Origin of the sequence: Salinispirillum sp. LH 10-3-1 (assembly GCF_030643825.1) — a bacterium.
In the GTDB taxonomy this organism is placed as follows: domain Bacteria; phylum Pseudomonadota; class Gammaproteobacteria; order Pseudomonadales; family Natronospirillaceae; genus Salinispirillum.
On the sequence record NZ_CP101717.1, the window covers coordinates 1,341,282 to 1,365,744 of the forward strand.

Below are 24,463 nucleotides of genomic sequence, written 5' to 3' on the forward strand. Positions count from 1 at the left end.
GGGGAGTGGTATGACGGAAGACCAGTTAGAGCAGGAAGTGCTGGGATGGCTGAGCGAGGTTGGCTATACACCGGTTAATGGCTATGACATTGCCCCGGACGGACCCGCTGCCGAGCGCGCTGATTATGTGCAGCCCTTGTTACTCGAACGCCTTAAGGCATCGATTGCCCGCTTAAATCCCCATATCCCCCTAGTAGCTCAAGATGATGCGCTGGCTCAGCTTAAGGAGCTGGGTATACCGGCGCTGATGTCAGCCAACCGACGTTTTCACAACCTGCTGTTAAGCGGCGTGCCGGTGCAGTACCAAAAAGACGGTGAAACCCGTGGTGATTTTGTTCAGCTGATTGACTGGGAAAACAGCCCCGGCAGCAATGAGTTTTTAGCGGCCAACCAATACACCCTCAAAGGACCGAAGCATTCGCGCCGGCCAGACATCATTCTGTTTATTAACGGCTTGCCGCTGGTGCTGATTGAGCTAAAAAACCCGGCCGATGTGCATGCCGACATCTGGAAGGCGTTCGATCAAATTCAAACCTACAAAGAACAAATCCCTGATGTATTTCAGTACAACGAAATACTGGTGATCAGCGATGGCTCGGAAGCGCGCATGGGCTCGCTCTCGGCCAATGCTGAGCGCTTTATGCAGTGGCGTACCATAGATGGCGCTAACCTGGATCCTTTGGGGCAGTTTGATGAACTGGAAACCATGGTGCATGGCGTGTTTGCACCAGAGTACTTGCTGGATTACCTGCGCTTTTTTGTGTTGTTTGAAGACGATGGCACCCTGGTAAAAAAGATAGCCGGTTATCATCAGTTCCATGCGGTGCGCTCGGCGATTCAGCAGGTGGTGACCGCTTCGCGTGATGATGTGCAGGCCAAGCATAAAGGCAAAGGTGGGGTGGTGTGGCATACTCAGGGCAGTGGTAAAAGCATTACCATGACTTGCTTTGCTGCTCGGGTGATGCGTGAAGCCGCGATGGAAAATCCGACCATTGTCGTGATCACCGACCGTAATGACCTTGACGGCCAGTTGTTTGGCGTATTTTCGCTGGCGCAAGACTTATTGCGCGAGCAACCAGTGCAGGTGGATACGCGGCAAGACTTACGCGAAAAGCTCAGCAACCGACCTTCGGGCGGGATTGTCTTTGCCACTATTCAAAAGTTTGCTCCGGGTGCTGATGAGGATAAGTTCCCAGTGCTTTCCACTCGACATAATATCGTGGTGATTGCTGATGAGGCGCATCGCACCCAGTACGGCTTTGATGCCAAGTTGAAAGAAAAAACCCACGTCAGAGAGGCAGCAGAGCCTAAAGCGACGTACAACGTGTTTCAAGTTGGCTACGCACAGCACCTTCGTGACGCCTTACCCAACGCTACTTTTGTGGCTTTTACCGGTACACCGGTATCCAGTGAAGACCGTGATACTCGTGCGGTGTTTGGCGATTATATTCACATCTACGACATGCAGCAGGCGAAAGAAGATGGTGCTACGGTGGCCATATACTATGAGTCGCGTTTGGCAAAGCTCAGCCTGAAGCAGGATGAATTGCCGCAAGTAGATGATGACGTAGACGAGTTGGCCGAGGACGAAGAGGAAGAGCAGCAGAGTAAGTTGAAAAGTAAGTGGGCAGCGCTTGAGCGCGTAGTCGGTGCTGCACCTCGTATTCAGCAGGTTGCCCAAGATCTAGTAGCGCATTTTGACGAAAGAAATAAAGCTCAGCAGGGTAAAGCCATGGTGGTCGCGATGAGTCGCGAGATCTGTGTACACCTGTACAACGAAATTGTGTCGCTGCGCCCAGAATGGCATGACGATGACCCCGAAAAGGGCGGTATTAAAGTGATTATGACTGGCTCAGCCAGCGACAAAGCCTTGTTGCGGCCACACATTCACCCTAAGCAGGTGAAAAAGCGACTGGAGAAGCGCTTTAAAGACCCGGCAGATCCGTTGCAGCTAGTGATCGTGCGCGATATGTGGCTGACGGGTTTTGATGCACCTTGCGTGCATACTTTGTATGTCGATAAGCCGATGAAAGGACACAACCTGATGCAGGCTATTGCTCGCGTAAATCGGGTATTTAAAGACAAACAAGGTGGTTTGGTGGTGGATTACATAGGCATCGCCAATGAGCTTAAAGCCGCTCTTAAGGAATACTCCGCCAGCAATGGCCGAGGTAAACCTACCGTGGATGCTGCAGAAGCCTGGGCAGTGCTGGAAGAGAAGCTCGACATACTGCGCGGTATGCTGCATGGCTTTGACTATGGTGACTTTGGCGTCAGTAGCCATAAGTTGATTGCTGGTGCGGCTAACCATGTGCTGGGCGTTCAGGATGGAAAGAGGCGCTTTGCCGATACGACGCTTGCCATGAGTAAAGCCTTCAGCTTGTGCTGTACGCTGGACGAAGCTAAAGCGGTACGAGAGGAAGTTGCCTTTCTGCAGGCCGTGAAGGTGTTGCTGACTAAGCGCGAAATCAGTAATAAAAAGCGCAGTGATGAAGAAAAGGAACAGGCAATTCGGCAGATTATCGGTCAGGCCATAGTGTCTGATCAGGTAGTGGATATTTTCGATGCGGTCGGTTTGGATAAGCCCAATATCGGACTGTTAGATGATGAGTTTTTGAATGAGGTGCGAAACCTGCCTGAACGCAACTTGGCGGTTGAACTTTTGGAGCGCTTGCTGGAAGGTCAGATAAAGACTCGCTTTGCCAGTAACGTAATTCAGCAAAAGAAATTCTCCGAGATGCTCATCAATGTGGTCATTCGTTATCAAAACCGCAGCATAGAAACCGCTCAGGTCATGGAAGAATTGGTCGAGATGGCGAAGAAATTCCGCGAAGCAGCCAAGCGTGGCGAAGAACTCGGTTTGTCAGATGACGAGGTGAAATTTTACGATGCTTTGGTGAACAATCAAGCGGCTGTACTGGAGCTGGGGGACGAAACGCTTAAGAAAATTGCTCATGAGCTTACCGAAAATCTGCGTAAGAACATCAGTATCGATTGGAGTAAGCGTGAGAGCGTGCGTGCCAGTTTGCGACTGATGGTTAAGCGTATCCTGCGTAAATATAAGTACCCGCCAGACCAAGCTGAGGAAGCGATTCAGCTCGTGTTACAGCAGGCAGAGGCATTGGGAGAAGAGTGGGTGTGAATCGAGCGCACCTACCGTCCACATCGCTTTATCGATACCCGTGCAGCAATGCCAACACCCCGAACAGCATAAACAGCGCTGCGGAAAGTCCGCGTATCCATGTGAGGGAAACGCGCTGCATTAACCACTGTCCACCGAAGATCACTGGTGCATTAGCCAACACCATTCCCAGCGTCGTGCCGATGATAACAGCCACTAAATTATCGAAACGTGCGGCCAGCAGCACGGTAGCCACCTGGGTTTTATCGCCGATTTCAGCAATGAAAAACAGTACGAAGGACGCCGTAAAAGCCCCCATGCCCAGCCAGCGCGAGTCTGCACCATCGTCTTTGTCGGGTATCAGCACCCAAGCACCGAGTAAAATGAAACTGCCGCCAACAATCAGCGGCAACCAGTGCGCAGGCAGTAATCCAGCCATCCAGTGACCAAGCCAAGCGGAAACGCCGTGGTTGAGTAGCGTGGCAACGATAATGCCCCACAGCACAGGCCATGGGCGCTTAAAGCGCGCTATCAGGAAGAGCGACAACAGCTGGGTTTTGTCGCCGATTTCGGCCAGGGTGACGGCGAGCGTTGAGTAGAGAAAAGCCTCCATAGCTACTTAGGCTGGCTCGTCGTCGCTGTAAAGCTCCCAGACTTTTTCTAATTGGTCCTGGTGCCACATCTCCGCCTCAGTGCCGTCTTCCGGTCCGGCGTACAAATTGAGCGTGTTGGCCGTCAGGAAATAACCCGGCCGTGGGAACTCTTTACCTTTTTGTACTACAACCGAAGTTAGCTGCGGACGACCCAGTACGGCGTCTTCCCATTGTAAGGTTTCCAGCGCCTGCGTCAGCGTTTTCATTGCGGGTGACTTCAACGCCAATGCCTTGATCACCGCTTGATAGGGTAGGGTAGAGCGCGTTTCTGCCACGCCTTTTAGCAGGCTGCGCAGGTGACTGAGGTTGAGCATGGTGACTGTTCCGTTGGCCAAAGATCGATCAGGTGATCCGATGAGGGTGATAGAGTATCGCCAAACCCGTGCCTTTACAAAACCAGAGCACGACCCGTATCACGAAATTGTTATAAAATAGGCGCCGCTCATGGCCTTGCTGTGCGAGCATAGCGGTCTCTTTTTCATGTGGTAGAGGTGAATTTTGAAGCAGGTTGTCCAATTTCTGCTGGTGTGGCTGTCCGTCGGGGCAGTGTACGCTCAGACGCACACATTTTTGCCGGTGGATGAAGCGCTGCGCATGTCTCACTACTCTGATCGTGGCGAGTTGGTTGTAGACTGGGTTATTGAACCCGAACACTACATGTACAAAGAGCGCACACGCATTGAGATGGGCCCCGGGCAGTCGGCTCAAATGGGTGATGTACAACTGCCGAATCACTACATTGCGAAGTACGACGAGTTCTTCGATGAAACACTGAATGTCTATTATGACTATCTCACCCTTACAGTACCTGTCGTTGCTGATCAGCCGGTGACGTTCACGGTGCATTATCAGGGCTGTGCTGAAGCTGGACTCTGTTATCCGCCACAGGCACGTACCGTCACCTTTGACCCTTCGGGTATGGCCGATGCCAATGTGAGCAGTTCCGCCACGGCGCGCGGATTGCCCAGTGACCTGACCGGTGGTGGCCTGGCGGGTTTTTTAACACAGGGCTCGTTGCTGTTGTCGATTGGATTGTTTTTTGCGTTGGGTGTGGGCTTGGTGTTTACCCCTTGCGTGCTGCCCATGGTGCCTATCATGTCGGCCCTGGTGATGGGAGAAAATCGCCCTAGCACAGGTCGCGCCATTGCGATTGCAGTGACCTATGTCGTGGCGATGGCGTTGACCTACGCCTTGGCGGGGTTGCTGGCCGCTTCGCTCGGTGCGGCTGGCAACATTCAGGCGACCATGCAGACGCCTTGGGTGTTGACGGTTTTTGCGGTGGTATTTGCTTTGTTGGCGCTGGCGATGTTTGGGGTGTTTTCCATGCAGTTGCCCGCTGGTATGAGCCAAGCGATTACCGGATTACAAAACCGCATTCAACGGGGCAATCTTGCCAGTATTGCAGTGATTGGTAGTCTGTCCGCGTTGGTTGTATCGCCCTGTGTCAGTGCTCCCCTGGCCGGTGCGTTGATTTATATCTCGGCGACCGGTGACATGGCGCTGGGCTTCTTCGCCCTGTTGGCGTTGGGATTGGGCATGGGGATGCCGTTGATTCTGGTGGCCGTGGGTGGTGCGCGTTGGCTGCCGCGCAGTGGGCCTTGGATGGTGCAGGTAAAGAATTTCTTTGGCGTGTTGCTCTTGGGGGTCGCTATCTGGCTGTTGAGCCGGTGGTTAAACCCGATTATCACGCTGGCCCTGTGGGGGCTGTTGGCGTTGGGTTACGCCGTGGCTTTAGGGGTGTTTGATGCGTTTCGTCAACCGGTTCATCGCTTCCGGCAGGCCATTGGGCTACTGATGTTGATCTACGGTGTGGCTGCACTGTGGGGGGCGCTGGGTGGCGCAACGAATCCACTGCAGCCTGTTGCCCGAGCGGGTGGTGCCGGTGGCGCTTCGACGCAAGCAGAAGTGAATCCGTTTTATCGGGTTGGCGATGTGGCGGAATTGCGGGTGCAGTTGGCACAGGCGGCGGACAGCGGCCAGCCCGTGATGTTGGATTTCTATGCCGACTGGTGCATCTCTTGTAAAGTCATGAAACGCACTATTTTTAGTCAGGATGATGTACAAGCGCTGTTGACCGACTATCGTTGGTTGCAGATTGATGTGACGCAGAATAATCGTGAACAACAGGCGCTGCTGAACGAATATGGGCTCTTTGGGCCGCCAGCCATCCTCTTTTTTGATCAAGAAGGGGTTTGGAAAACAGGGCTCACAGTGCAGGGTGAAGTCAGTAAAACACAGTTTTTGCGCCACATGGGCTTGATCTGACCGGCCACAGGTTCAATACTGAGTAGTATTGTGTCAGTGCTTTCAGTTCGCACTGGAATTAAGGAGTGAACAGCATTGCGAATTCCCGCCATATTGGATATTGAGGCCTCCGGCTTCGGACGCGGCAGCTATCCGATAGAGGTGGGAGTAGCGATGCCTGACGGTACCGTCGTCAGCTATTTGATAGCGCCGCATCCAGACTGGACGCATTGGAGCGATGAAGCCGAGCGTTTGCATGGGTTGTCGCGCGAACTGTTGCTGGAGAAAGGGTTTGCGCCGCGCCAAGTGGCGGAGCAGCTTAATGTTCTGTTGGAAGGGCAGACGGTATATTCTGATGGTTGGGGTGTAGACAGTAGCTGGTTAGCATTGCTGTTTTATTACGCTGGATGTCGCCAAGCGTTTCAACTCGACACCCTGACCCGTATTTTGGCAGACGAGCAATTGGCCGTCTGGGACAAAACCCGAGACGATCTTTTTGCCGCGCACGACGGGCGACGTCACCGTGCGGGGCACGATGCGCGCATTTTGCAGCAGACTTACATTGATACGCATGGGTTATTGCGGAAAGCCCAGCGTCAACAACGCTAAAGAGGTAGTACATGAGCGTACAGGACACCATCATCGAGAAACTGCAGGATGCTTTGAACCCGGTGCATCTGTCGGTTGAGAACGAAAGCCACAAGCACAGCGTCCCGCCCAATTCAGAGACGCATTTTAAAGTGACGATTGTTGCGGAAAGCTTACGTGGTCAGACACCGGTACGCCGTCATCAAATGGTGTACAACGCGTTGCAGCAGGAGCTGGCAGGACCCGTGCACGCACTGGCAATACATGCTTTTGCGCCGGATGAGTGGCAGGGGGCGGCGCCAGCGTCGCCAGATTGCCTAGGCGGAAGCAAGCGCGCTTAAAAACGATGGCGCTCACGCTGGCGGCGTTAAAACCTTCCCCAAGACAGTTGCGCGCCCGCTGGCGGAGTTGAAACTCGTCAGCGGTGGCGCATACTCTATCGTGTTATTTTTCCGGCGAGTTGAACAGCAGGTACATGTCGACCAATACTTCTGGCACCTGATTCAGGAAGCTGATTAATAGGTCATCGTCTTTATAGACATCAGCGAAGATGTCTTCTTCCATAAACAAGCCTGACGCCACCTGAATCGGTAACAACAACTCGGCGAACTCGTCTTCGTCGGCTTCGGCAAAAGCGTTTTCGTGCGCAAATACGATCTCCATGAAGCCTACGGCCCAGGCCTGCTGTTCGGAGTCTTCCCAGTCTAGGGTGATGTCGAAGGGCAGTTCCAGATCGGTATCGTCGTACAGTGCGGCGTGGATCAGATCCAGCATTTCCTGCCACTGCGCTTCGAGTTGAGTTAATTCGTCCTTTGGCACGTCGGCTAAGTCGTCGCCAAACACGTGAGCGGCGAAGTCAGCTGGTAGCTTTGTGCCGCCGCTGATTGCCCATGCGGTCAGTGCGCCGTGCACACACATGCCATCCAGTGTGTCTTCACCCGCCAGCTCATCCAGCGTGTCGGTCATTTTTTCCAGTAAATCGGTCATGCCTAGTCTCCGAACACCTCAATGAGGCATCCTTGTGTGGTGATGTCATTTAGGCTCGTAGTGTAGTGATTACCGGCGCGGTATTCTATTTGTATGTGATAAAAATACCGACTAGAATTGCCGACCTTACGGAAGCCGGTATTGCGCAGGCTTCTGGCTCTCCCCATAGTTCAACTGGATAGAACGAGCCCCTCCTAAGGGTTAAATCCAGGTTCGAGTCCTGGTGGGGGGACCACTTTCCATTCGGTGCCATCTTAGCGCCCGTGCTTGCAGAGGACATAATGAAGCCCAGCGTTCGTCCCAATAACCCCAATTTCTCATCCGGACCTTGCAGCAAACGTCCGGGGTATGATGTCAGTCAGCTTGATCTGCGAGTGCTCGGGCGGTCACATCGTTCAGCGCTGGGTTCGGCTGTATTGGCGGACGCCATTGATAAAACGCATCAAGTGCTTGGCCTGCCGGAAGGTTATCGTGTGGGCATCGTGCCAGCTTCGGATACCGGTGCAATGGAGATCGCTATGTGGTCGCTGTTGGGTGAGCGTCCGGTTGATGTGTTGGCGTGGGAAGCCTTTGGTGCGGGTTGGGTCAATGACATCGAAACCCAGCTTAAGCTGAGCCACGTACGCACCATGAGCGCCGACTATGGTCAGCTACCTGATTTGCAGAAGGTGAATTTTGATCACGATGTGGTGTTCACTTGGAACGGCACGACTTCCGGTGTGAAGGTGCCCAATGGTGACTGGATTCCGCAGGACCGCCAAGGCTTGACTATCTGTGACGCCACTTCAGCCGTTTTTGCCATGGAGATGCCATGGGAAAAGCTGGACGTTGTGACTTACAGTTGGCAAAAGGTATTGGGTGGTGAAGGGGCACACGGTGTCATGATCCTATCACCGCGTGCGGTTGCGCGGTTGGAAAGCTATACCCCGATCTGGCCAATGCCCAAGTTGTTTCGTTTGACCAATAACGGCAAGCTGGTAGAGAGTATCTTTAAGGGTTCAACCATCAATACACCGTCTATGCTTTGTGTAGTCGACTATGTCGATGCGCTCGACTGGGCTGCTTCAATTGGCGGTTTGCCGGGTTTAATCGCTCGTTCAGAGGCCAACCTAGCGGTATTGAGCGAGTTCGTTGCGCAGCGTTCGTGGATTCACTTCCTAGCCGAAGACCCTGCCTTACGCTCTAATACGTCGGTGTGTTTTACCTTGGATGTTACGCCCGCTCAAGTTAAAAGAATGGTCGAGCTGTTGGAGCAGGAGGCCGTCGCCTATGACATCAGCAGTTACCGTGACGCGCCTGCGGGACTGCGTATTTGGTGCGGTGCGACCGTCGAAAGTAGCGATCTAACAGCGTTACTGCCTTGGCTCGATTGGGCTTACCAAGAAATACAGGCCAGTTGAGGCCTATTGGGGTACAGGAGAGCACTGCTTGCCTTTACTGATACTGTTGCCAATTTTCGCTTTGGCGGCGCTGCAGGTGTTTTGGCCGCAACACGAGTTTCATACGTCTGTGCCATTTCCGGCAACGCCGTTCGTTATTATGGCGTTGGTAGGGTTGCTGGCTGGCTTGATGCGGCAATGGCAATGGTTGTATTGGCTGGCGCTGTTGGCGGGTCATTATTGGGCGGCACAAATTGGCCTGCAACGACCCTTGTCAGAGCCGGATGTGGCGGCGCTCTATATGCTCCTCCCGTTGTTGGTGTCAGTGTTCATGTTGCTGCTGGCGGTAATTCCGCTGCCTACGGCCTCATCGGTACCCGGTGTGTTGCTCTTATTTGCCTGTTTTTTCTTGCCGGTGGCAATGACCGACGCGCCCTTGGTCGCTTGGTTGTTGTTGATCGACTTGCCGGAGTTTATGCTGGCACGACCACAAGCAGGGTGGTTCCTGACGTGGGGGCACCTGTGGTGGCAGAGCGTGATACTGTTCATATGGCTGGCCTTGGTCAGTGTGCGTCGGTACCGAGCCACTGTTTGGGGGTGTTTTGCGGTCTGGCTCGCGGTTATGCTTTTTTATGCGCTGATTGATCGAGTGAACGCATCCGGCTGGGTTACCTTGGCTGCAGGCCTGAGTTTGTTGCTCACGCTGGCGTATGAAATGCTGCGGTTGGCGTATGTTGATGAGCTGACGCAGCTGCCACAGCGGCGGGCACTGGAAGGGCATCTCAGTCGTTTGGGGCGACGTTCTGCTATCTGTATGCTTGATGTGGATCACTTCAAGCAGTTTAACGATACGTGGGGCCATGAGGTGGGTGATCAGGTATTGCGGTTGCTGGGCAGTATCCTGGCAGACGTGAAAGGCCTATCGGCTTATCGTTATGGTGGAGAAGAATTTACGCTGGTATTCAGCCATAATCGTGCTGATGCTATTGCGGAAAAGCTCGAAGACGTGCGGCAACGTGTCGAGAACTATCCGTTGACCTTGCGCCGTGACGATCGCCCCGATAGTAAAAAGGACGGTAAGGCGCAACGGGGTAAGGCGTCGGGTACGCAAAAGGTGAATATTACGATCAGCTTGGGTTGTGCATTACGCCAGCCTAAAGAAGAACCGGAAGCGCTGTTAAAGCGCGCCGATGAAGCGCTCTACAGTGCCAAGAAAGCCGGTCGGAACTGCGTTAAAATCGCGAAGTAGGCGAGGGAAGCTGAGCTACTGCGTCTGTCCTAAAATATATACTGCTGCAAGCAGGAGAATTGAGTATGACTAAAACCATCGCCATTATTGGTGGCACCGGGCTGACGGAGCCCAAGCAGTTGCAGGTGATCTCCGCCCATGACGTACAAACGCCTTATGGGTCCACGTCTGCCCCTATTCTAGAAGGAGAAATGGCCGGTTATCGTGTGCTTTTTCTGGCGCGCCATGGTCACCCGCATCGCATCCCGCCCCATCAAGTTAACTATCGCGCCAATATGTGGGCACTGCAAAAGCTATATGCCACCGATATTGTATCGGTCAATGCGGTCGGCAGTATTGCGATAGACGCCATGCCTACTCGGGCGTTGGTGTTGCCTGATCAGATTATTGATTACACATGGGGGCGCATCCACACCTATTATCAGGGCGACCTGGAAGCCGTTAAGCATGTGGACTTGTCGTTTCCGTATTCGGAAAGTCTGCGTGACTTGTTGGCCCAAGCGGCTCACCACGCCGGTAAGTCGATCGTCAATGGCGCGGTTTACGGCGTGACTCAAGGGCCTCGTTTGGAAACTGCGGCTGAAATCGTCCGTATGGAGCGAGACGGCTGTGACATCGTGGGCATGACCGGGATGCCGGAAGCCGCGTTGGCGCGCGAACTGCAGTTGAACTACGCTTCCTTGGCGCTGGTGGTCAACCCGGCGGCAGGTAAGAGCAATTCAGTGATCACGCTGAAAGAAATTCAGACGGCGTTGGATGCAGGCATGACCGATGTGCGTGATGTGATCGCGCAAGCCATCCGACTCTTCTACGAAGACTGAGTTCGTCATCAAGTCGGATGGTTTTGTGGCTGGCCGAAGTTAAGACCCTACATTCAGGGTAGACACTTCGGCTGGCACATAGGGAGTAAACTGAATCACCATGCCCAGATTTGGGCTGTCTAGGTAGTGAATCTCTCCACTGGCCATACGGCGTCGCTCAGCCAAGTGCACACTCTTCGTTGGCACATAGTATTCGCGTTGGCGTAGCGGAAAGATCCGCCGCGCTTCTTGATCCAAAGCGTTGGCGTGGTCCATCTCACTGAATCCGTCCCAGCTCAGACCATCACTGCTGTCCGGCGTCAGAGTAGGGGTGGTTTGGCGAAAGAACTGGCCTAGGGGTTCATCAGTAAGTACGTACTGACTGTGGTACAAATCCGTTTCGACGTGCAGAAAACGGCCGACATGCACGGCAAAGAAACCATCCAGTTCAAAATGATTGCCGAACTTCTCACCACCCTGTATGCGTATGATGGTGCGTTCTTCTTCGCCCCATACCGGCATATTCCAGGCTTTATGCGCGATCACCTGCCGACCACCCCGACCATTAATGGCCCGCGCAGCATCGGTCATTTGTAACAGCACTTCAGGGACTAGTACAAAGGGCTTTTCCTGGCCGGTGGTTAAGTCCACTTCAGGCCAGCGCAGCGGCATGGGTGGTGGGCTGTCGCTGCTCGAAGCTGATTGCGTCGGCATAAATTCGGGTGGCGTTAAACGCACGGCTTCTTGCATGTAATTCAGGAGCGGAAAATCTGGCCAGATTTCATTGTCGCCAGCCCGTGATGGCTGACTGAACAGAATGATTTCCACTTGATACCAGCGCCCGGCGTTAGGGTTGTCGACCGACTGTGCGGTGCTGTAGGCACTGAACAGCAGTAAACCCGCTAGGCCGAAGATCAATGTTTTCATGGTTGCAACTCTTTGCTCAGTCGTTCCAAGACTTCTGTCACTACCGCGAAACGCTGTTCGGCGGTATCGGAAGCCAACGTGAAGTTCAGTCTATCACCTTGTTTCATTTGATACGTCATCGACATGGTTTGTACCAATTGTACGATGGTCATGGGGTTTACCTTGGTTTGTGCGGCAAATTCAACCTGGCCGCCGACCGAGCCAGCGGTGATTTTAGCAATTCCCATGTCTTCGAGCTTGTGTCGCAGTGCCGTAACCTTGAAAAGATTCTTTAAAGGCTCAGGCAGGAGTCCGAATCGATCAATCATTTCCACTTTTAGTTCATTGAGTGCCGCATCGTCATCGGCGCTGGCAATGCGTTTGTAGAGCGTCAGACGACTGTTAACGTCTGGGATATAGTCGTCGGGAATAAGCGTTGGGATGTTCAAGTTCACTTCGACATGATGCACATTGTCGAGGCTGACGTTTGGTACCTTGCCCGATTTTAGCGACTTCACGGCTTGTTCGAGCATTTCCATATACAGGGTAAAGCCAATGGACTCGATATGGCCGCTTTGTTCCTCACCCAGGAGTTCTCCCGCCCCGCGAATCTCTAAGTCGTGGGTTGCCAGCATAAAGCCAGCGCCCAAATCTTGGGCTTCCGAGATGGCTTCCAAGCGTTTTTGTGCATCACCGGTTAGGGCTTTCCAGGGCGGTGTCATCAGGTAAGCATAGGCCTGATGGTGGGAGCGACCGACCCGACCACGCAACTGATGCAATTGCGCCAAACCGAACTTGTCTGCCCGATCAATGATGATGGTGTTGGCCGACGGTACGTCGATGCCGGTTTCTATGATGGTGGTACACACCAGTACGTTGTAGCGCTTGTGATAGAAGTCCGACATGACACGCTCAAGATCGCGCTCACGCATCTGTCCGTGACCAATGGTAACCCGCGCCTCTGGCACGTTAGTGGTGATTTCCTCGGCAATGCGATCAATGTCTTTGACTTCATTGTGCAGGAAATACACCTGACCGCCGCGCAGCAGCTCACGATAAATGGCTTCTTTAATCTGTGCAGTATCGCGCTCGCGGACAAAGGTCTTTACCGACAGACGTCGTGCTGGTGGTGTGGCAATGATCGACAAGTCACGGATGTTCGACATCGCCATGTTCAGTGTGCGCGGTATCGGTGTGGCCGTCATGGCGAGAATGTCGACGTCCGCACGCAATGCTTTGATGCGTTCTTTTTGCTGCACGCCGAACCGGTGTTCCTCGTCAATGATCAACAATCCGAGGTCTTTGAATTTGACGTCCTTTGACAAGAGTTTATGCGTGGCGATAACGATATCCACACGGCCCGATTCCAGACCTGCCAACACGGCATCGGTCTCTTTGCCCGTGCGAAAGCGCGACAGGCTTTCCACGCGAATGGGCCAGTCGGCAAAGCGATCGACGAAACTTTCATAGTGCTGTTGTGCGAGCAAGGTGGTGGGTACTAAAACGGCGACCTGTTTACCCGCGTGGGCGGCCAAGAAGGCCGCACGCATGGCCACTTCAGTTTTTCCAAAGCCGACATCACCACAGACCAGTCGGTCCATCGGCTGGGCGCGCATCATGTCTTGCAAGACGGCGTTAATGGCGACCGATTGGTCTTCTGTTTCTTCAAAGGGAAAGCTGGCGGCGAAGCGTCGATAGTCTTCATTCGGTGGTGGAAACGAGTACCCGGTTCTGGCCTCACGCTGTGCATAGATGTCCAGCAACTCGGCCGCGGTGTCGCGAATTTTTTCGGCGGCTTTGCGCTTGGCAACACTCCAGCGGTCGGTGCCGAGCTTGTGCACAGGAGCGTGGCTCTCTTCGCCTGCTGAGTAGCGACTGATCAAATGCAGGCTCGTCACAGGCACGTACAACTTGGCGTTGTCGGCGTATTCGAGCATAAGAAATTCATTAGACTGGCCATCGACCTGCAACGTCTCTAAGCCCAGATAGCGACCGACACCGTGGTCGAGGTGAACCACCGGTTGGCCAGGCTTCAGTTCGGTCAGGTTGCGGATCAGTAGCTCTGCATTGCTGGCCTCTGAGCGCGCACGGCGCTGGGCCATGGTGACGGTCTGTTCGCCAAACAACTGACTTTCGCTGAGCAGGCGAAGGTTGGCGGCCGGAAATTCGATGCCTTTAGCCAGCGGTGCAACGGTAATGCCAATGGTGGCGTCGCTGTCGATAAAGTCTGCAATGCGGTCAAAGACGGGTGCTTTTACCCGAATGCCCTGCAGTAGTTCCAGTATGCTTTCACGGCGGCCCTGAGAGTCGGCACAAAATAAAACCCGGCGCGAGGTTTCCATCAACATGGCCTCTACGGCCTGCATGGGCTCCGCAGCGCGGTGATCCACTAAATAGTTTTCGGTCGGTACGAAGCCTAGGTCGAGCGCCCCTGCACCGTCCACTGTGTGTTGGGTCAGAGCGACTTGCGGGTAGTTTTTGAGCGCCGCAAACGCTTCGTCAGCGCGCAAGTAAATCAGTTCGGGTGCAAGCACCGGACGGGTAACATCATGACGACGGTTTTCATAGCGCGCCTTGACGTCATTCAGAAAATGCTCGGCTTCCGCGACCATGTCACCCACGGTAATCACCAGCGTGTTGCTGGGTAGATAGTCGAACAGGGTGCTCAGCTCTGGAAAGAACAGGGCTAAATAGAATTCAATGCCCGCTGGTGTGAGCCCGTTAGACATATCTTGATACAGTGGGCAGCGCCGGGTATCGACATCAAACATTTCGCGGAAGGCCGCGCGAAACTGTGCTATACCTGCTTCATCAAGCGGAAATTCTCGGCCGGGCAGCAATTCGAAGTGTTCAATGGGCTTGCGCGTGCGCTGCGACTCGGGATCGAACACCCGGATCGATTCAATTTCGTCGTCAAACAATTCCAGTCTAAGCGGGGCATCAGCCCCCATGGGAAAGACGTCGATGAGGCCGCCGCGCAGAGTGAATTCGCCGTGCTCAGCGACGGTACTGACAGATTGATAGCCAGCGTTCGTTAAGCGTAGGCGTAAAGCATCGAGATCCAAACGGTCGCCCACCGACACCATCAACGCTGTGCGTTGCACGTATTGGCTGGGTGGTAGTCGGTGCAAAGCACTGGCCAGAGTAGTGAAAATGGGCTGCGTTTGCCCCTGCTGTAGGCGATAGAGCGTTGAAATTCGGTCGGAGATGATGTCTTGATGCGGCGAAAAATTGTCGTATGGCAGCATCTCCCAGTCCGGCAGCCAATGGTTGTCTGCCGTGCCGAGCGGTAAAAACAGTTGTGATTCTTGCATTAGGCGCTGCAGCTCGCTGGCTTCGGTGCCTAATACCAGTACTTGGCCGGGGTGGCTGGCGATGATCTGCGCCAAAGCCCATGCATCGGCGCTCGCCGGGAGTGGGCCCCAGCGACGACGGTCACTGGCTTGGGTAGGCAAAGAGATGTGCACGTAAAGAATCCTGTTTGACGAATTTCGAGTTGGCCTGATGCCTACGGCATTTAGCAAGCGGCGGATTCTAACAGGCGCGAGCCGGATGCGCACTAATTGGCGCGGCCTTAAGTGAGAATGAATCTCACCTGTAATGTTGGCCTAATTTAGCAGGGTCATCTGTAGCAAAAGGTGGCTCACACCATTATACTTACGCGCAATTTTCGGGTGGGAAATATTGTTGCTAACCTTGCTAGAAATGGTGGGGGTCAAGGCCGTATTGTTTCCTGAAACCAATCAGAATTTCCGGGATGGATCTGTCGTTGAATCCTTCCGGCACCGTTTTACATTCACTAACGGGCATAACTATGATCACAATCAAAAAAGGCTTAGACCTTCCTATAACTGGTGATCCCACACAAACCCTCGAGCAAGGCAAGCCGGTGAAAACCGTTGCGCTCGTCGGGTACGATTACCCCGGTATGAAACCCACCATGCTAGTGAAAGAAGGTGACGTCGTAAAACTCGGCCAACCTGTATTCGCTGACAAGAAGACAGAGGGTGTGACCTATACTGCACCCGCTGCTGGTGTGGTGAAGGCCATTAATCGTGGTAATCGTCGTGTATTCCAGTCATTGGTCATCGAGGTTAAAGGTGACGAGGCAGAACAGTTTGCACAGTACGATGCCGCTGCCTTAAATACGCTGACGCGTGAAAACATTGTTGATAACCTGCTGAAGAGTGGCCTGTGGACTGCTTTGCGCACCCGCCCTTTCAGCAAGGTGCCAGCCCCAGACGCGGTGCCAGCGGCGATTTTTGTCAGTGCGATGGATACTAATCCGCTGGCCGCTGATCCGACCGTAATTATTGCAGCTGAAGCCGAAGCCTTTAAGCAGGGTCTCACTATTTTGACCAAGCTGACCGAAGGCAAAACCTATCTGACGAAGAAGCCTGGGGCATCGGTTGATGTGCCTGAAGGCGTTACCGTTGCAGAGTTTGATGGTGTTCATCCTGCGGGTAATGTGGGTACTCACATCCATTTTCTGGAGCCGGTTTCGGCGAAGAAAACCGTATGGACGGTGGGCTATCAGGACGTTATTGCCATCGCTAAATTGTTCACCACGGGTAAGCTGAGTGTTGATCGTGTGGTTGCACTGGGTGGCCCTAAAGTCAAAACCCCTCGTTTGATCAAAACTGTTTTGGGTGCAAACCTGGCGGAGTTGACCGATGGCGAGTTGGCAGAAGGTGAGAATCGCCTGATTTCCGGCTCTGTTTGGGGTGGTCGGGCGACCTTCGCTGAAGTCGGCTTCTTAGGACGCTACCACAATCAAGTGAGTGTTTTGGAAGAAGGCCGTGAGCGCCTGATGTTCCATTACCTGCGTGCTGGGGTGAATCGTTTCTCTGTACTGAATATCTATGTGTCCAAGCTGTTGGGCGGTAAGAAGTTTGACTTCAATACCACCACGAATGGCTCTGAACGCGCCATGTTGCCGCTCGGTCAGTTCGAGAAAATCATGCCTTTGGATATTTTGCCAACCCAATTGCTGCGCGCATTGGCAGTGGGCGATCTGGATCAAGCCGAACAACTGGGTGCGTTAGAGCTGGATGAAGAAGATCTGGCGTTGTGTACCTTTGTGTGTGCTGGCAAATACGAATACGGCCCGATTCTGCGTGAGAACCTCACGCGAATAGAGCAGGAGGGTTAAGCATGAAGGCTTTAAGAAATATGTTGGACAAAGTGGAGCACCACTTTGAGCCAGGCGGTAAATTAAACAAGTTCTATGCGTTGTACGAAGCGGTTGATACGGCTTTGTACATGCCCAGTAAGGTAACCGCCACCACGGCACACGTGCGCGACGGTATGGACTTGAAACGCATCATGATCACGGTGTGGTTGTGTACCTTCCCGGCCATGTTCTTCGGTATGTGGAACATTGGTTATCAGGCCAATACTGCGATTGCGGGTGGTTTGGAAATGTCTGCCGGCTGGCGCGACTATTTCATCAGCCTGTTGGCAGGCAATAATCCTGAGAGTATTTGGGATAATTTCTGGTACGGCTTTTGGTATTTTGTGCCCGTGTATGCGGTGACCTTCTTGGTCGGTGGTTTCTGGGAAGTGGCGTTCGCTGCCGTGCGTAAGCACGAAGTGAATGAAGGCTTCTTTGTAACCTCGGTATTGTTTGCCTTGATATGCCCGCCAACCATCCCTCTGTGGCAGGTTGCTTTGGGTATTACTTTCGGCGTGGTCGTTGGTAAAGAAGTGTTCGGTGGTACCGGCAAGAACTTCTTGAACCCGGCCTTGACGGGTCGTGCTTTCTTGTACTTTGCTTACCCAGCCAGCATGTCGGGTAATGAAGTATGGACCGCCGTTGACGGCTACAGCGGTGCGACGCCGTTAAGCATGGCGCAAGAAGGTGGCGTGAACGAGATTCTGGCCAATAACATCACTTGGTTTGATGCGTTCTTCGGCACGATTCAGGGTTCAATGGGCGAAACCTCGACCCTGCTGGTGTTGCTGGGTGGCGCTGTGTTGTTGGTGATGGGTATCGCCAACTGGCGTATCGTCGCCGGTGTCATGATCGGCATGATTTTGATGTCGACCCTGTTCAACTTTATTGGTTCCGAAACCAATCCTTTGCTTGAACTGCCTTGGTACTGGCATTTGGTCATCGGTGGCTTCGCCTTCGGTATGATGTTTATGGCCACGGACCCCATTTCTGCGTCCATGACCAACGCCGGTAAATACTGGTTTGGTGCCCTGATCGGGGTCATGACCGTGTTGATTCGCGTGGTTAACCCGGCTTTCCCGGAAGGCATCATGCTCGCCATTCTGTTCGCCAACCTATTTGCACCGCTCATCGACTACTACGTCGTGAAAGGTAACATTAAGCGGAGGGCTGCTCGTGTCCAAGCGTAAAGACTCTATTCAACACACCTTGCTGGTGGCCTTCCTGGTCTGCTTGGTGTGCGCTATCGTGGTATCGGCCGCAGCTGTATCGTTGCGCCCTATGCAGCAGCAAAACGTGGTCGAGGATATGAAACGTAATATCCTGGCTGCAGCAGGTATGCTGGATACCGGTCGCTCTGTAGCAGAGCAATTTGAAATCATCGAGACACGCGTGATCGAGCTGGCCACGGGTCAGTTTGCTGATCACATCAACCCTGATGAGTTCGACCAGCGTAAAGCAGCGCAAGATCCTGAATTGTCACGTCGTCTGACACCAGATGCCGACATGGCGGGTATTCGTCGCTTGGAAGACTATTCCTTGGTTTACATCGTGCGCGGTGCTGATGACGGTATTGAAACGCTGATTTTACCAGTGCGTGGCTATGGTCTGTGGTCGACCATGTACGGTTTCTTGGCGCTCGAAGGTGATCTTAATACCGTGACCGGTTTGGGTTTCTACGAGCACGCTGAAACACCGGGCCTGGGTGGTGAGATTGATAACCCACGCTGGCAGCAGCAGTGGATCGGCCGCAAGGTCTTTGATGCCAACGACGATCTCGCTTTGAGTGTGCGTCGCGGTCAGGCAGAGCGGTCAAACGACTTTGAGCGTGACCACTACATCGATGGGCTGTCTGGCGCAACACTGACCAGTCGTGGTGTAGACGGTATGATCCGTTTCTGGCTGGGCCGTGATGGTTTCCGACCATTCCTTGATAATCTGCAAGCAGGGGAGGCTTAATCATGTCACCTAAAGCAAAAAAGGCGTTGTTGAACCCGTTGTTCAACGAAAACCCCATCGGCTTGCAGATGCTGGGCATCTGTTCTGCCTTGGCGGTAACGACCAGCATGAATGTGGCCTTGGTTATGTGTATCGCACTGACCACAGTGTGTGCGTTTTCCAACCTGTTTATTGCGGTCATCCGCAGTCAGATACCTTCAAGTATCCGTATCATCGTGCAGATGACCATCATTGCCTCCTTGGTTATCGTGGTAGACCAGATCCTGAAAGCCGTGGCTTATGATATTTCTAAGCAATTGTCGGTGTTCGTGGGTTTGATCATCACCAACTGTATCGTTATGGGTCGGGCGGAAGCCTACGCCATGCAAAACCCTCCGGGTTTGGCGTTCCTTGACGGTATCGGCAATGGCTTAGGCTATTCCGTGGTTTTGATCCTGGTGGCGTTTTTCCGCGAATTGTTCGGTGCCGGAAAATTGTTTGGTCTGGAAGTCCTGCCGTTAGCCTCTGAAGGCGGCTGGTACGTGGCAAACGGTATGATGCTGTTGCCGCCGAGCGCGTTCTTTATCATTGGTTTCTTAATTTGGGTGCTGCGTGAGTGGAAGTCAGATCAAGTTGAAGAGTCTGAGTTCAAGATCAAGCCCAACATGAACAAGGAGGCCCTGTAACATGGAAGCCTTAATCAGTCTGTTTATCAAAGCCATATTCGTTGAGAACATGGCACTGGCCTTCTTCTTGGGCATGTGTACGTTCATCGCTATCTCTAAGAAGGTAGATGCTGCTATTGGCTTGGGTATTGCCGTTATCGTTGTTCAGTTGATCACTGTACCAGTGAACAACCTGATCTTTAACGGTGTGTTGCGTGAGGGCGCATTGGCGTGGATCAGTCCTGATCTGGCCAGTGTTGACCTGAGCTTCCTGGGTTACCTGACGTACATCGGCGTTATCGCGGCCATCGTACAGATCATCGAGATGTTCCTCGATAAGTACGTACCGGCGTTGTACAACGCGCTGGGTGTGTTCTTGCCGTTGATTACCGTGAACTGTGCCATCTTGGGTGCATCATTGTTCATGGTTGAGCGCGACTACAGCTTCTCTGAGTCTGTGGTGTATGGTGTGGGTGCTGGTGTGGGCTGGGCTTTAGCCATTGCTGCATTGGCCGGTATCCGCGAAAAGATGAAGTACAGTGACGTACCAAAGGGTCTGCGTGGTTTGGGTATTACCTTTATCACGGTAGGTCTGATGTCTCTGGGCTTTATGTCATTCTCTGGCGTACAGCTGTAAATAGGGAGCAACATAATGGCTTTAGAAATTATTCTGGGCGTCGCCGTCTTCATCATTGCCGTACTGCTGTTGGTCGGTGTGATTTTGGGTGCGCGTTCGCAGCTGGTTAATTCTGGCGAAGTAAGCATCGAGATCAACGAAGATCACGACAAAGCAATCACCACCGAAGCGGGCGGCAAGCTGCTCAACACGTTGGCGGAGAACGGGATTTTCCTGAGTTCTGCCTGTGGTGGTGGTGGTTCATGCGCACAGTGCCGCTGCATCGTTATGGAAGGTGGTGGTGAAGCCCTGCCTACCGAGGCTTCAGCCTTCACCAAAGGTGAGTTGAAAGCGGGCTGGCGTCTGGCGTGTCAGGTGCCGGTTAAGCAAAACATGAAGATCGAGGTTGAACCTGAGTTCTTCGGTGTTAAGCGTTGGGAATGCGACGTTGTCTCTAACCCGAACGTGGCGACCTTCATCAAGGAACTGACACTGAAATTGCCAGAAGGCGAGAACGTTGACTTCCGTGCCGGTGGTTACGTGCAGCTGGAAGCGCCGCCGCATACGGTGAAATACTCTGATTTTGATATCGAAGAAGAGTACCGTGGCGACTGGGACAAGTTCGGCGTCTTCAAATACGTGTCTAAAGTGGATGAGACGGTTATCCGTGCTTATTCAATGGCGAACTACCCGGAAGAGCGTGGATTGGTGAAATTCAATATTCGTATTGCATCACCACCGCCGGGCACAGACTTCCCGCCAGGGCAGATGTCTTCTTATGTGTTTAGCCTGAAGCCGGGCGATAAGATGGCCATCTACGGGCCTTTTGGTGAGTTCTTCGCGAAAGACACCGACGCTGAAATGGTGTTCATTGGCGGTGGTGCTGGTATGGCGCCTATGCGTTCGCACATCTTTGACCAGCTGCTGCGCTTGAAGTCTAAGCGTAAGATTTCTTTCTGGTACGGTGCGCGTTCTTTGCGTGAAGCATTCTACGTCGAGGAATTCGACAAGCTGGCCGCCGAGAATGAGAACTTTGAGTGGCATTTGGCGTTGAGTGATGCCTTGCCTGAAGATAATTGGACAGGCAAGACGGGCTTTATCCATAACGTATTGTACGAAAACTACCTGCGTGATCATGAAGCGCCGGAAGACGTTGAGTACTATATGTGTGGTCCGCCAATGATGAACGCCGCCTGTATCAAGATGTTGAAAGACTTGGGTGTGGAAGACGACAACATCCTGCTTGACGACTTTGGCGGTTAATTAATTAGCGCCGCACTCGTGGCTACATACCGTAGCCAACGTATATAGCCCGCCTCGGCAGCCATCTGCTGCGGTGGGTTTTTTCATTTTCATTGGAGCAACCGATTTACATGCGCCAATACCTATTTGTTCCACTGCTGCTGATTGCACTGACGGTGCTCGTCGGTTGTGATCGCGGGACTATTACGGAACCCGTTCGCTTGTCCGGCAGCACCATGGGAACGTCGTACTCCGTTATTGTATATGCACCTGCCAGTGAAAGATTACGTATCGAAATTGGTGTGCAGCGTCAGTTGGCGCGGGTGGTTGATACCATGTCAACCTATGAACCAAGGTCAGATATATCCTTGTTTAACCAGGCGCCGGTAGATACTTGGGTTTCCGTATCAGCCGATGTCGCGACGGTCGTGGCTGCTGCCTTGGATGTTGCTGAAAAATCACGCGGAGCCTTCGAGCCGACTATTTTGCCGCTGGTGAATATCTGGGGTTTTGGTCCACTGGATCGGCCGGAAGAAGTGCCGACTGAAGTCGAATTGGCACAAGCCATGGATTTGTTAGGCTGGGAGGCCGTCGAAGTACGCATGGACCCGCCAGCGTTGCGCAAGACCGCGCCGCGCGAGCTGGATCTGTCAGCTATCGCTAAAGGTTACGGCGCCGATGTGGTCGCGGAATATTTGCGTTCATTAGGTTATAATAGTTTTCTCGTCGAGCTCGGCGGGGATATGCGTATCTCGGGTGCTAAGCCTGATGGTTCGCCGTGGCGCGTAGGTATCGAAACGCCGGAAGAGGGCATAGCGCGCAGTGCCTACCGTGTGCTTGAGTTTTTTGATGATGCGGCGCTGGTAACCAGCGGTGATTATCGTAACTATTTCGAAGTCGATGGGGTGCGTTACTCTCACACCATTGATCCACGTACCGGTTATCCGGTGAGACACAACATGGTGTCAGTGTCAGTGATGGCAGAGAATGCCATGTTGGCGGATGCATGGGCAACGGCCTTGGTGTCTGTAGGGCCTGAACAGGCTCGTGTGCTCGCTGATACATATGGCCTATCGATCTATTTGATCGAGCGGGTCGCTGGCGAGTTTGTCGAATACATGACAGGTGAGTTCACGCGTTTAATGAGCGCAGGAGAATAGAAGTATGACACTGTTTATAACCGTTTTCGTTTTTATGCTGTTGGTGGTAATGGCCATGGCAGTGGGTGTGATCTTTGGACGTAAGCCTATTGCGGGTAGTTGCGGTGGCTTGGCGGCTGTCGGTATTGAGGGCAAGTGCGAGATCTGTGGCGGCGACCCGGAGAAATGTGACGCTGACGACGAAATAAAGGGCGCACAGAGCGAGTTTTACGACGCGACCAAAAAATAGGTTAAGAGCGCGTAGAGAGTATCGCGGATACGGCGCAGTAAAAACAGGTGAGAGCTGTAGGGCGGGTATTTATACCCGCAAACTTCCCACCTAAATAATTCGAGGATTTTATGGCAAAACACCAATTCGATGTGATTGTAATAGGGACTGGTCCTGCAGGCGAAAGTGCTGCAATGAATGCAGCCAAGAAGGGCAAGAGCGTTGCTATTGTTGATCGCCGTGCTGATGTGGGCGGCAATTGCACGCATCAAGGAACCATTCCGTCGAAAGCCCTGCGCCATGCCGTCGATGCCTTGATGAAGTTCAACCGAACGAGTTTGTTTCGCGCCATCTCTGACCCCAAGGTGCTGGATTACCAGACCATGCTCAACAGCGCGCGCGGTGTTATCCGCAAGCAGGTTGAGATGCGGGCGCGTTTTTATGCGCGCAATCATATTTCCGTTTTTCATGGCGATGCCAGTTTCGTAGACAGCAATACGGTGCTGCTGAAAGAAGGTGAGCACGCCAATGAACTGTTGCACGGTGAGAATATTGTCATCGCTACCGGCTCACGGCCTTATCGTCCGCCGGAAGTGGATTTTGACCATCCGCGGATGCATGACAGCGACACCATTCTCACAATGACAGAAACGCCTAAGCGCATCGTTATCTATGGTGCGGGGGTCATTGGTTGTGAATACGCCTCGATATTTAGCGGGCTGGGCGTCAAGGTGGACTTGGTGAACCCAGGTTCTCGGCTGCTGGCCTTTATGGATGACGAAATCTCTGACGCACTCAGCTACCACATGCGCAATCACGGTGTGCTGATTCGCCACAACGAAACCTTTAAAAGTGTGAAGGGCTTTGAGGATCATATCGAACTGACGCTGGAGAGCGGCAAGGTATTGAAGGCTGAAGCCTTTATGTGGGCCAATGGCCGGGCGGGTAACACCGAGACATTGAATCTGAGTGCCATCGGCCTTGAAGCGAACTCACGCGGTCAACTTGAAGTCGATAAGGAATACCGGACGTCAGTTGAAAATATTTTTGCCGTTGGCGATGTCATCGGTTGGCCCAGTCTGGCCAGTGCAGCTTACGATCAGGGGCGCAGCGCATCGGGGGCCATTCTTGATGACTTTACCGCGACCTTCTTCTCCGATATTCCTACGGGTATCTATACCATTCCGGAAATCAGCTCAGTGGGTAAGAACGAGCGCGAGTTGACCGAAGCAAGGGTTCCTTACGAAGTCGGTAAGGCGTACTTCAAAGACACGGCACGGGCGCAAATTACTGGCGAAGACACCGGCGTTTTGAAAATTCTCTTTCATCGGGAAACCTTGGAGTTGCTAGGCATTCACTGTTTCGGTGAGCAAGCCGCGGAGATCCTGCACATCGGGCAGGCCATCATGGTGCAGAAAAATGGCGGCAATACGCTGGAGTACTTTGTGAGCCATACCTTCAACTACCCAACCATGGCCGAAGCCTATCGGGTGGCGGCGTTGAACGGTCTTAATCGTCTCGACGATTGATCGGA

Annotated in this window: 21 protein-coding genes and 1 tRNA gene; 17 read left to right on the forward strand and 5 right to left on the reverse strand. The window is 53.2% G+C overall.

All coding sequences use genetic code 11. The annotated features are described in order from the left end of the window. The first annotated feature begins 10 nt into the window (after window positions 1–10). Window positions 11–3,142: a type I restriction endonuclease subunit R gene (locus NFC81_RS05940; RefSeq protein WP_304996611.1), complete on the forward strand. Its 3,132-nt coding sequence runs from the start codon at window positions 11–13 to the stop codon at window positions 3,140–3,142. A gap of 28 nt (window positions 3,143–3,170) precedes the next feature. Here NFC81_RS05940 and NFC81_RS05945 read toward each other — a convergent pair whose 3' ends face one another. Next, complete coding sequence (locus NFC81_RS05945; protein WP_304996612.1) at window positions 3,171–3,734, reverse strand: TMEM165/GDT1 family protein; 564 nt, start codon at window positions 3,732–3,734, stop codon at window positions 3,171–3,173. A gap of 6 nt (window positions 3,735–3,740) precedes the next feature. After that, window positions 3,741–4,088: a hypothetical protein gene (locus NFC81_RS05950; protein ID WP_304996613.1), complete on the reverse strand. Its 348-nt coding sequence runs from the start codon at window positions 4,086–4,088 to the stop codon at window positions 3,741–3,743. Window positions 4,089–4,272: 184 nt separating this feature from the next. Between NFC81_RS05950 and dsbD the strand changes: the two genes are divergently transcribed. The 3 genes from dsbD (at window position 4,273) to NFC81_RS05965 (ending at window position 6,947) form a co-directional block, all read left to right on the forward strand. Continuing rightward, window positions 4,273–6,039, forward strand: a complete 1,767-nt coding sequence (gene dsbD, locus NFC81_RS05955) for a protein-disulfide reductase DsbD (RefSeq protein ID WP_304996614.1) — start codon at window positions 4,273–4,275, stop codon at window positions 6,037–6,039. A gap of 75 nt (window positions 6,040–6,114) precedes the next feature. Next, window positions 6,115–6,627 (forward strand): hypothetical protein, encoded by a 513-nt coding sequence (locus tag NFC81_RS05960; RefSeq protein ID WP_304996615.1) that lies wholly within the window; start codon window positions 6,115–6,117, stop codon window positions 6,625–6,627. Window positions 6,628–6,638: 11 nt separating this feature from the next. Further along, window positions 6,639–6,947 carry a BolA/IbaG family iron-sulfur metabolism protein gene (locus NFC81_RS05965; protein WP_304996616.1) on the forward strand — a complete coding sequence of 103 codons (309 nt, stop codon included), beginning with the start codon at window positions 6,639–6,641 and terminating at the stop codon, window positions 6,945–6,947. A gap of 103 nt (window positions 6,948–7,050) precedes the next feature. On the opposite strand, the gene NFC81_RS05970 is transcribed toward NFC81_RS05965, so the two are convergent. After that, window positions 7,051–7,593 carry a UPF0149 family protein gene (locus NFC81_RS05970; RefSeq protein WP_304996617.1) on the reverse strand — a complete coding sequence of 181 codons (543 nt, stop codon included), beginning with the start codon at window positions 7,591–7,593 and terminating at the stop codon, window positions 7,051–7,053. A 159-nt stretch (window positions 7,594–7,752) separates the two neighbouring features. Between NFC81_RS05970 and NFC81_RS05975 the strand changes: the two genes are divergently transcribed. The 4 genes from NFC81_RS05975 (at window position 7,753) to NFC81_RS05990 (ending at window position 11,042) form a co-directional block, all read left to right on the forward strand. Then, window positions 7,753–7,828, forward strand: a tRNA-Arg gene (locus NFC81_RS05975). 46 nt (window positions 7,829–7,874) lie between these two features. Continuing rightward, window positions 7,875–8,993, forward strand: a complete 1,119-nt coding sequence (locus tag NFC81_RS05980) for a phosphoserine transaminase (RefSeq protein ID WP_304996618.1) — start codon at window positions 7,875–7,877, stop codon at window positions 8,991–8,993. Between the two features lie 28 nt (window positions 8,994–9,021). Further along, entirely contained in the window at window positions 9,022–10,221 is a 1,200-nt protein-coding gene (locus tag NFC81_RS05985; protein ID WP_304996619.1) for a GGDEF domain-containing protein, read from the forward strand. Between the two features lie 65 nt (window positions 10,222–10,286). After that, the gene (locus NFC81_RS05990) at window positions 10,287–11,042 is read left to right on the forward strand and encodes an S-methyl-5'-thioinosine phosphorylase (protein WP_304996620.1); all 756 of its coding nucleotides are present in this window, start codon (window positions 10,287–10,289) and stop codon (window positions 11,040–11,042) included. Window positions 11,043–11,081: 39 nt separating this feature from the next. Here the strand turns inward: NFC81_RS05990 and NFC81_RS05995 are convergent, their stop codons facing one another. Then, window positions 11,082–11,948, reverse strand: a complete 867-nt coding sequence (locus NFC81_RS05995; protein WP_304996621.1) for a CsiV family protein — start codon at window positions 11,946–11,948, stop codon at window positions 11,082–11,084. Continuing rightward, complete coding sequence (mfd, locus tag NFC81_RS06000) at window positions 11,945–15,394, reverse strand: transcription-repair coupling factor (protein WP_304996622.1); 3,450 nt, start codon at window positions 15,392–15,394, stop codon at window positions 11,945–11,947. Before mfd ends, NFC81_RS05995 begins: the two co-directional genes overlap by 4 nt. Before the next feature lie 347 nt (window positions 15,395–15,741). Here mfd and NFC81_RS06005 point away from each other — a divergent pair, with 347 nt between their 5' ends. The 9 genes from NFC81_RS06005 (at window position 15,742) to sthA (ending at window position 24,458) form a co-directional block, all read left to right on the forward strand. Further along, window positions 15,742–17,079: a Na(+)-translocating NADH-quinone reductase subunit A gene (locus NFC81_RS06005; RefSeq protein ID WP_304996623.1), complete on the forward strand. Its 1,338-nt coding sequence runs from the start codon at window positions 15,742–15,744 to the stop codon at window positions 17,077–17,079. Window positions 17,080–17,081: 2 nt separating this feature from the next. Next, window positions 17,082–18,290: an NADH:ubiquinone reductase (Na(+)-transporting) subunit B gene (locus NFC81_RS06010; protein ID WP_304996624.1), complete on the forward strand. Its 1,209-nt coding sequence runs from the start codon at window positions 17,082–17,084 to the stop codon at window positions 18,288–18,290. After that, window positions 18,277–19,059, forward strand: a complete 783-nt coding sequence (locus NFC81_RS06015) for a Na(+)-translocating NADH-quinone reductase subunit C (protein WP_304996625.1) — start codon at window positions 18,277–18,279, stop codon at window positions 19,057–19,059. Before NFC81_RS06010 ends, NFC81_RS06015 begins: the two co-directional genes overlap by 14 nt. Before the next feature lie 2 nt (window positions 19,060–19,061). Then, on the forward strand, window positions 19,062–19,724 hold the full coding sequence (locus NFC81_RS06020) for an NADH:ubiquinone reductase (Na(+)-transporting) subunit D (RefSeq protein ID WP_304996626.1): 663 nt from the start codon (window positions 19,062–19,064) through the stop codon (window positions 19,722–19,724). 1 nt (window position 19,725) lies between these two features. Next, window positions 19,726–20,340: an NADH:ubiquinone reductase (Na(+)-transporting) subunit E gene (nqrE, locus tag NFC81_RS06025; protein ID WP_304996627.1), complete on the forward strand. Its 615-nt coding sequence runs from the start codon at window positions 19,726–19,728 to the stop codon at window positions 20,338–20,340. 15 nt (window positions 20,341–20,355) lie between these two features. Further along, window positions 20,356–21,582 (forward strand): NADH:ubiquinone reductase (Na(+)-transporting) subunit F, encoded by a 1,227-nt coding sequence (gene nqrF / locus NFC81_RS06030; RefSeq protein ID WP_304996628.1) that lies wholly within the window; start codon window positions 20,356–20,358, stop codon window positions 21,580–21,582. Between the two features lie 110 nt (window positions 21,583–21,692). Beyond that, on the forward strand, window positions 21,693–22,721 hold the full coding sequence (locus NFC81_RS06035; RefSeq protein WP_304996629.1) for an FAD:protein FMN transferase: 1,029 nt from the start codon (window positions 21,693–21,695) through the stop codon (window positions 22,719–22,721). 4 nt (window positions 22,722–22,725) lie between these two features. Next, complete coding sequence (gene nqrM / locus NFC81_RS06040; RefSeq protein ID WP_304996630.1) at window positions 22,726–22,950, forward strand: (Na+)-NQR maturation NqrM; 225 nt, start codon at window positions 22,726–22,728, stop codon at window positions 22,948–22,950. Window positions 22,951–23,060: 110 nt separating this feature from the next. After that, on the forward strand, window positions 23,061–24,458 hold the full coding sequence (gene sthA / locus NFC81_RS06045) for a Si-specific NAD(P)(+) transhydrogenase (RefSeq protein WP_304996631.1): 1,398 nt from the start codon (window positions 23,061–23,063) through the stop codon (window positions 24,456–24,458). The last annotated feature ends 5 nt before the right edge of the window (window positions 24,459–24,463 follow it).

Excerpts from the sequence above, each read along its gene's own strand:
- NFC81_RS05950 (WP_304996613.1), bottom strand. The coding sequence starts at position 4,088 with ATGCTCAACCTCAGTCACCTGCGCAGCCTGCTAAAAGGCGTGGCAGAA.
- nqrM (WP_304996630.1), top strand. The coding sequence starts at position 22,726 with ATGACACTGTTTATAACCGTTTTCGTTTTTATGCTGTTGGTGGTAATG.
- NFC81_RS05980 (WP_304996618.1), top strand. The coding sequence starts at position 7,875 with ATGAAGCCCAGCGTTCGTCCCAATAACCCCAATTTCTCATCCGGACCT.
- NFC81_RS06020 (WP_304996626.1), top strand. The coding sequence starts at position 19,062 with ATGTCACCTAAAGCAAAAAAGGCGTTGTTGAACCCGTTGTTCAACGAA.
- NFC81_RS05995 (WP_304996621.1), bottom strand. The coding sequence starts at position 11,948 with ATGAAAACATTGATCTTCGGCCTAGCGGGTTTACTGCTGTTCAGTGCC.
- nqrE (WP_304996627.1), top strand. The coding sequence starts at position 19,726 with ATGGAAGCCTTAATCAGTCTGTTTATCAAAGCCATATTCGTTGAGAAC.
- NFC81_RS06005 (WP_304996623.1), top strand. The coding sequence starts at position 15,742 with ATGATCACAATCAAAAAAGGCTTAGACCTTCCTATAACTGGTGATCCC.
- NFC81_RS05945 (WP_304996612.1), bottom strand. The coding sequence starts at position 3,734 with ATGGAGGCTTTTCTCTACTCAACGCTCGCCGTCACCCTGGCCGAAATC.
- NFC81_RS05970 (WP_304996617.1), bottom strand. The coding sequence starts at position 7,593 with ATGACCGATTTACTGGAAAAAATGACCGACACGCTGGATGAGCTGGCG.
- NFC81_RS06010 (WP_304996624.1), top strand. The coding sequence starts at position 17,082 with ATGAAGGCTTTAAGAAATATGTTGGACAAAGTGGAGCACCACTTTGAG.
- NFC81_RS05990 (WP_304996620.1), top strand. The coding sequence starts at position 10,287 with ATGACTAAAACCATCGCCATTATTGGTGGCACCGGGCTGACGGAGCCC.
- nqrF (WP_304996628.1), top strand. The coding sequence starts at position 20,356 with ATGGCTTTAGAAATTATTCTGGGCGTCGCCGTCTTCATCATTGCCGTA.
- sthA (WP_304996631.1), top strand. The coding sequence starts at position 23,061 with ATGGCAAAACACCAATTCGATGTGATTGTAATAGGGACTGGTCCTGCA.
- NFC81_RS06035 (WP_304996629.1), top strand. The coding sequence starts at position 21,693 with ATGCGCCAATACCTATTTGTTCCACTGCTGCTGATTGCACTGACGGTG.
- NFC81_RS05965 (WP_304996616.1), top strand. The coding sequence starts at position 6,639 with ATGAGCGTACAGGACACCATCATCGAGAAACTGCAGGATGCTTTGAAC.
- NFC81_RS05940 (WP_304996611.1), top strand. The coding sequence starts at position 11 with ATGACGGAAGACCAGTTAGAGCAGGAAGTGCTGGGATGGCTGAGCGAG.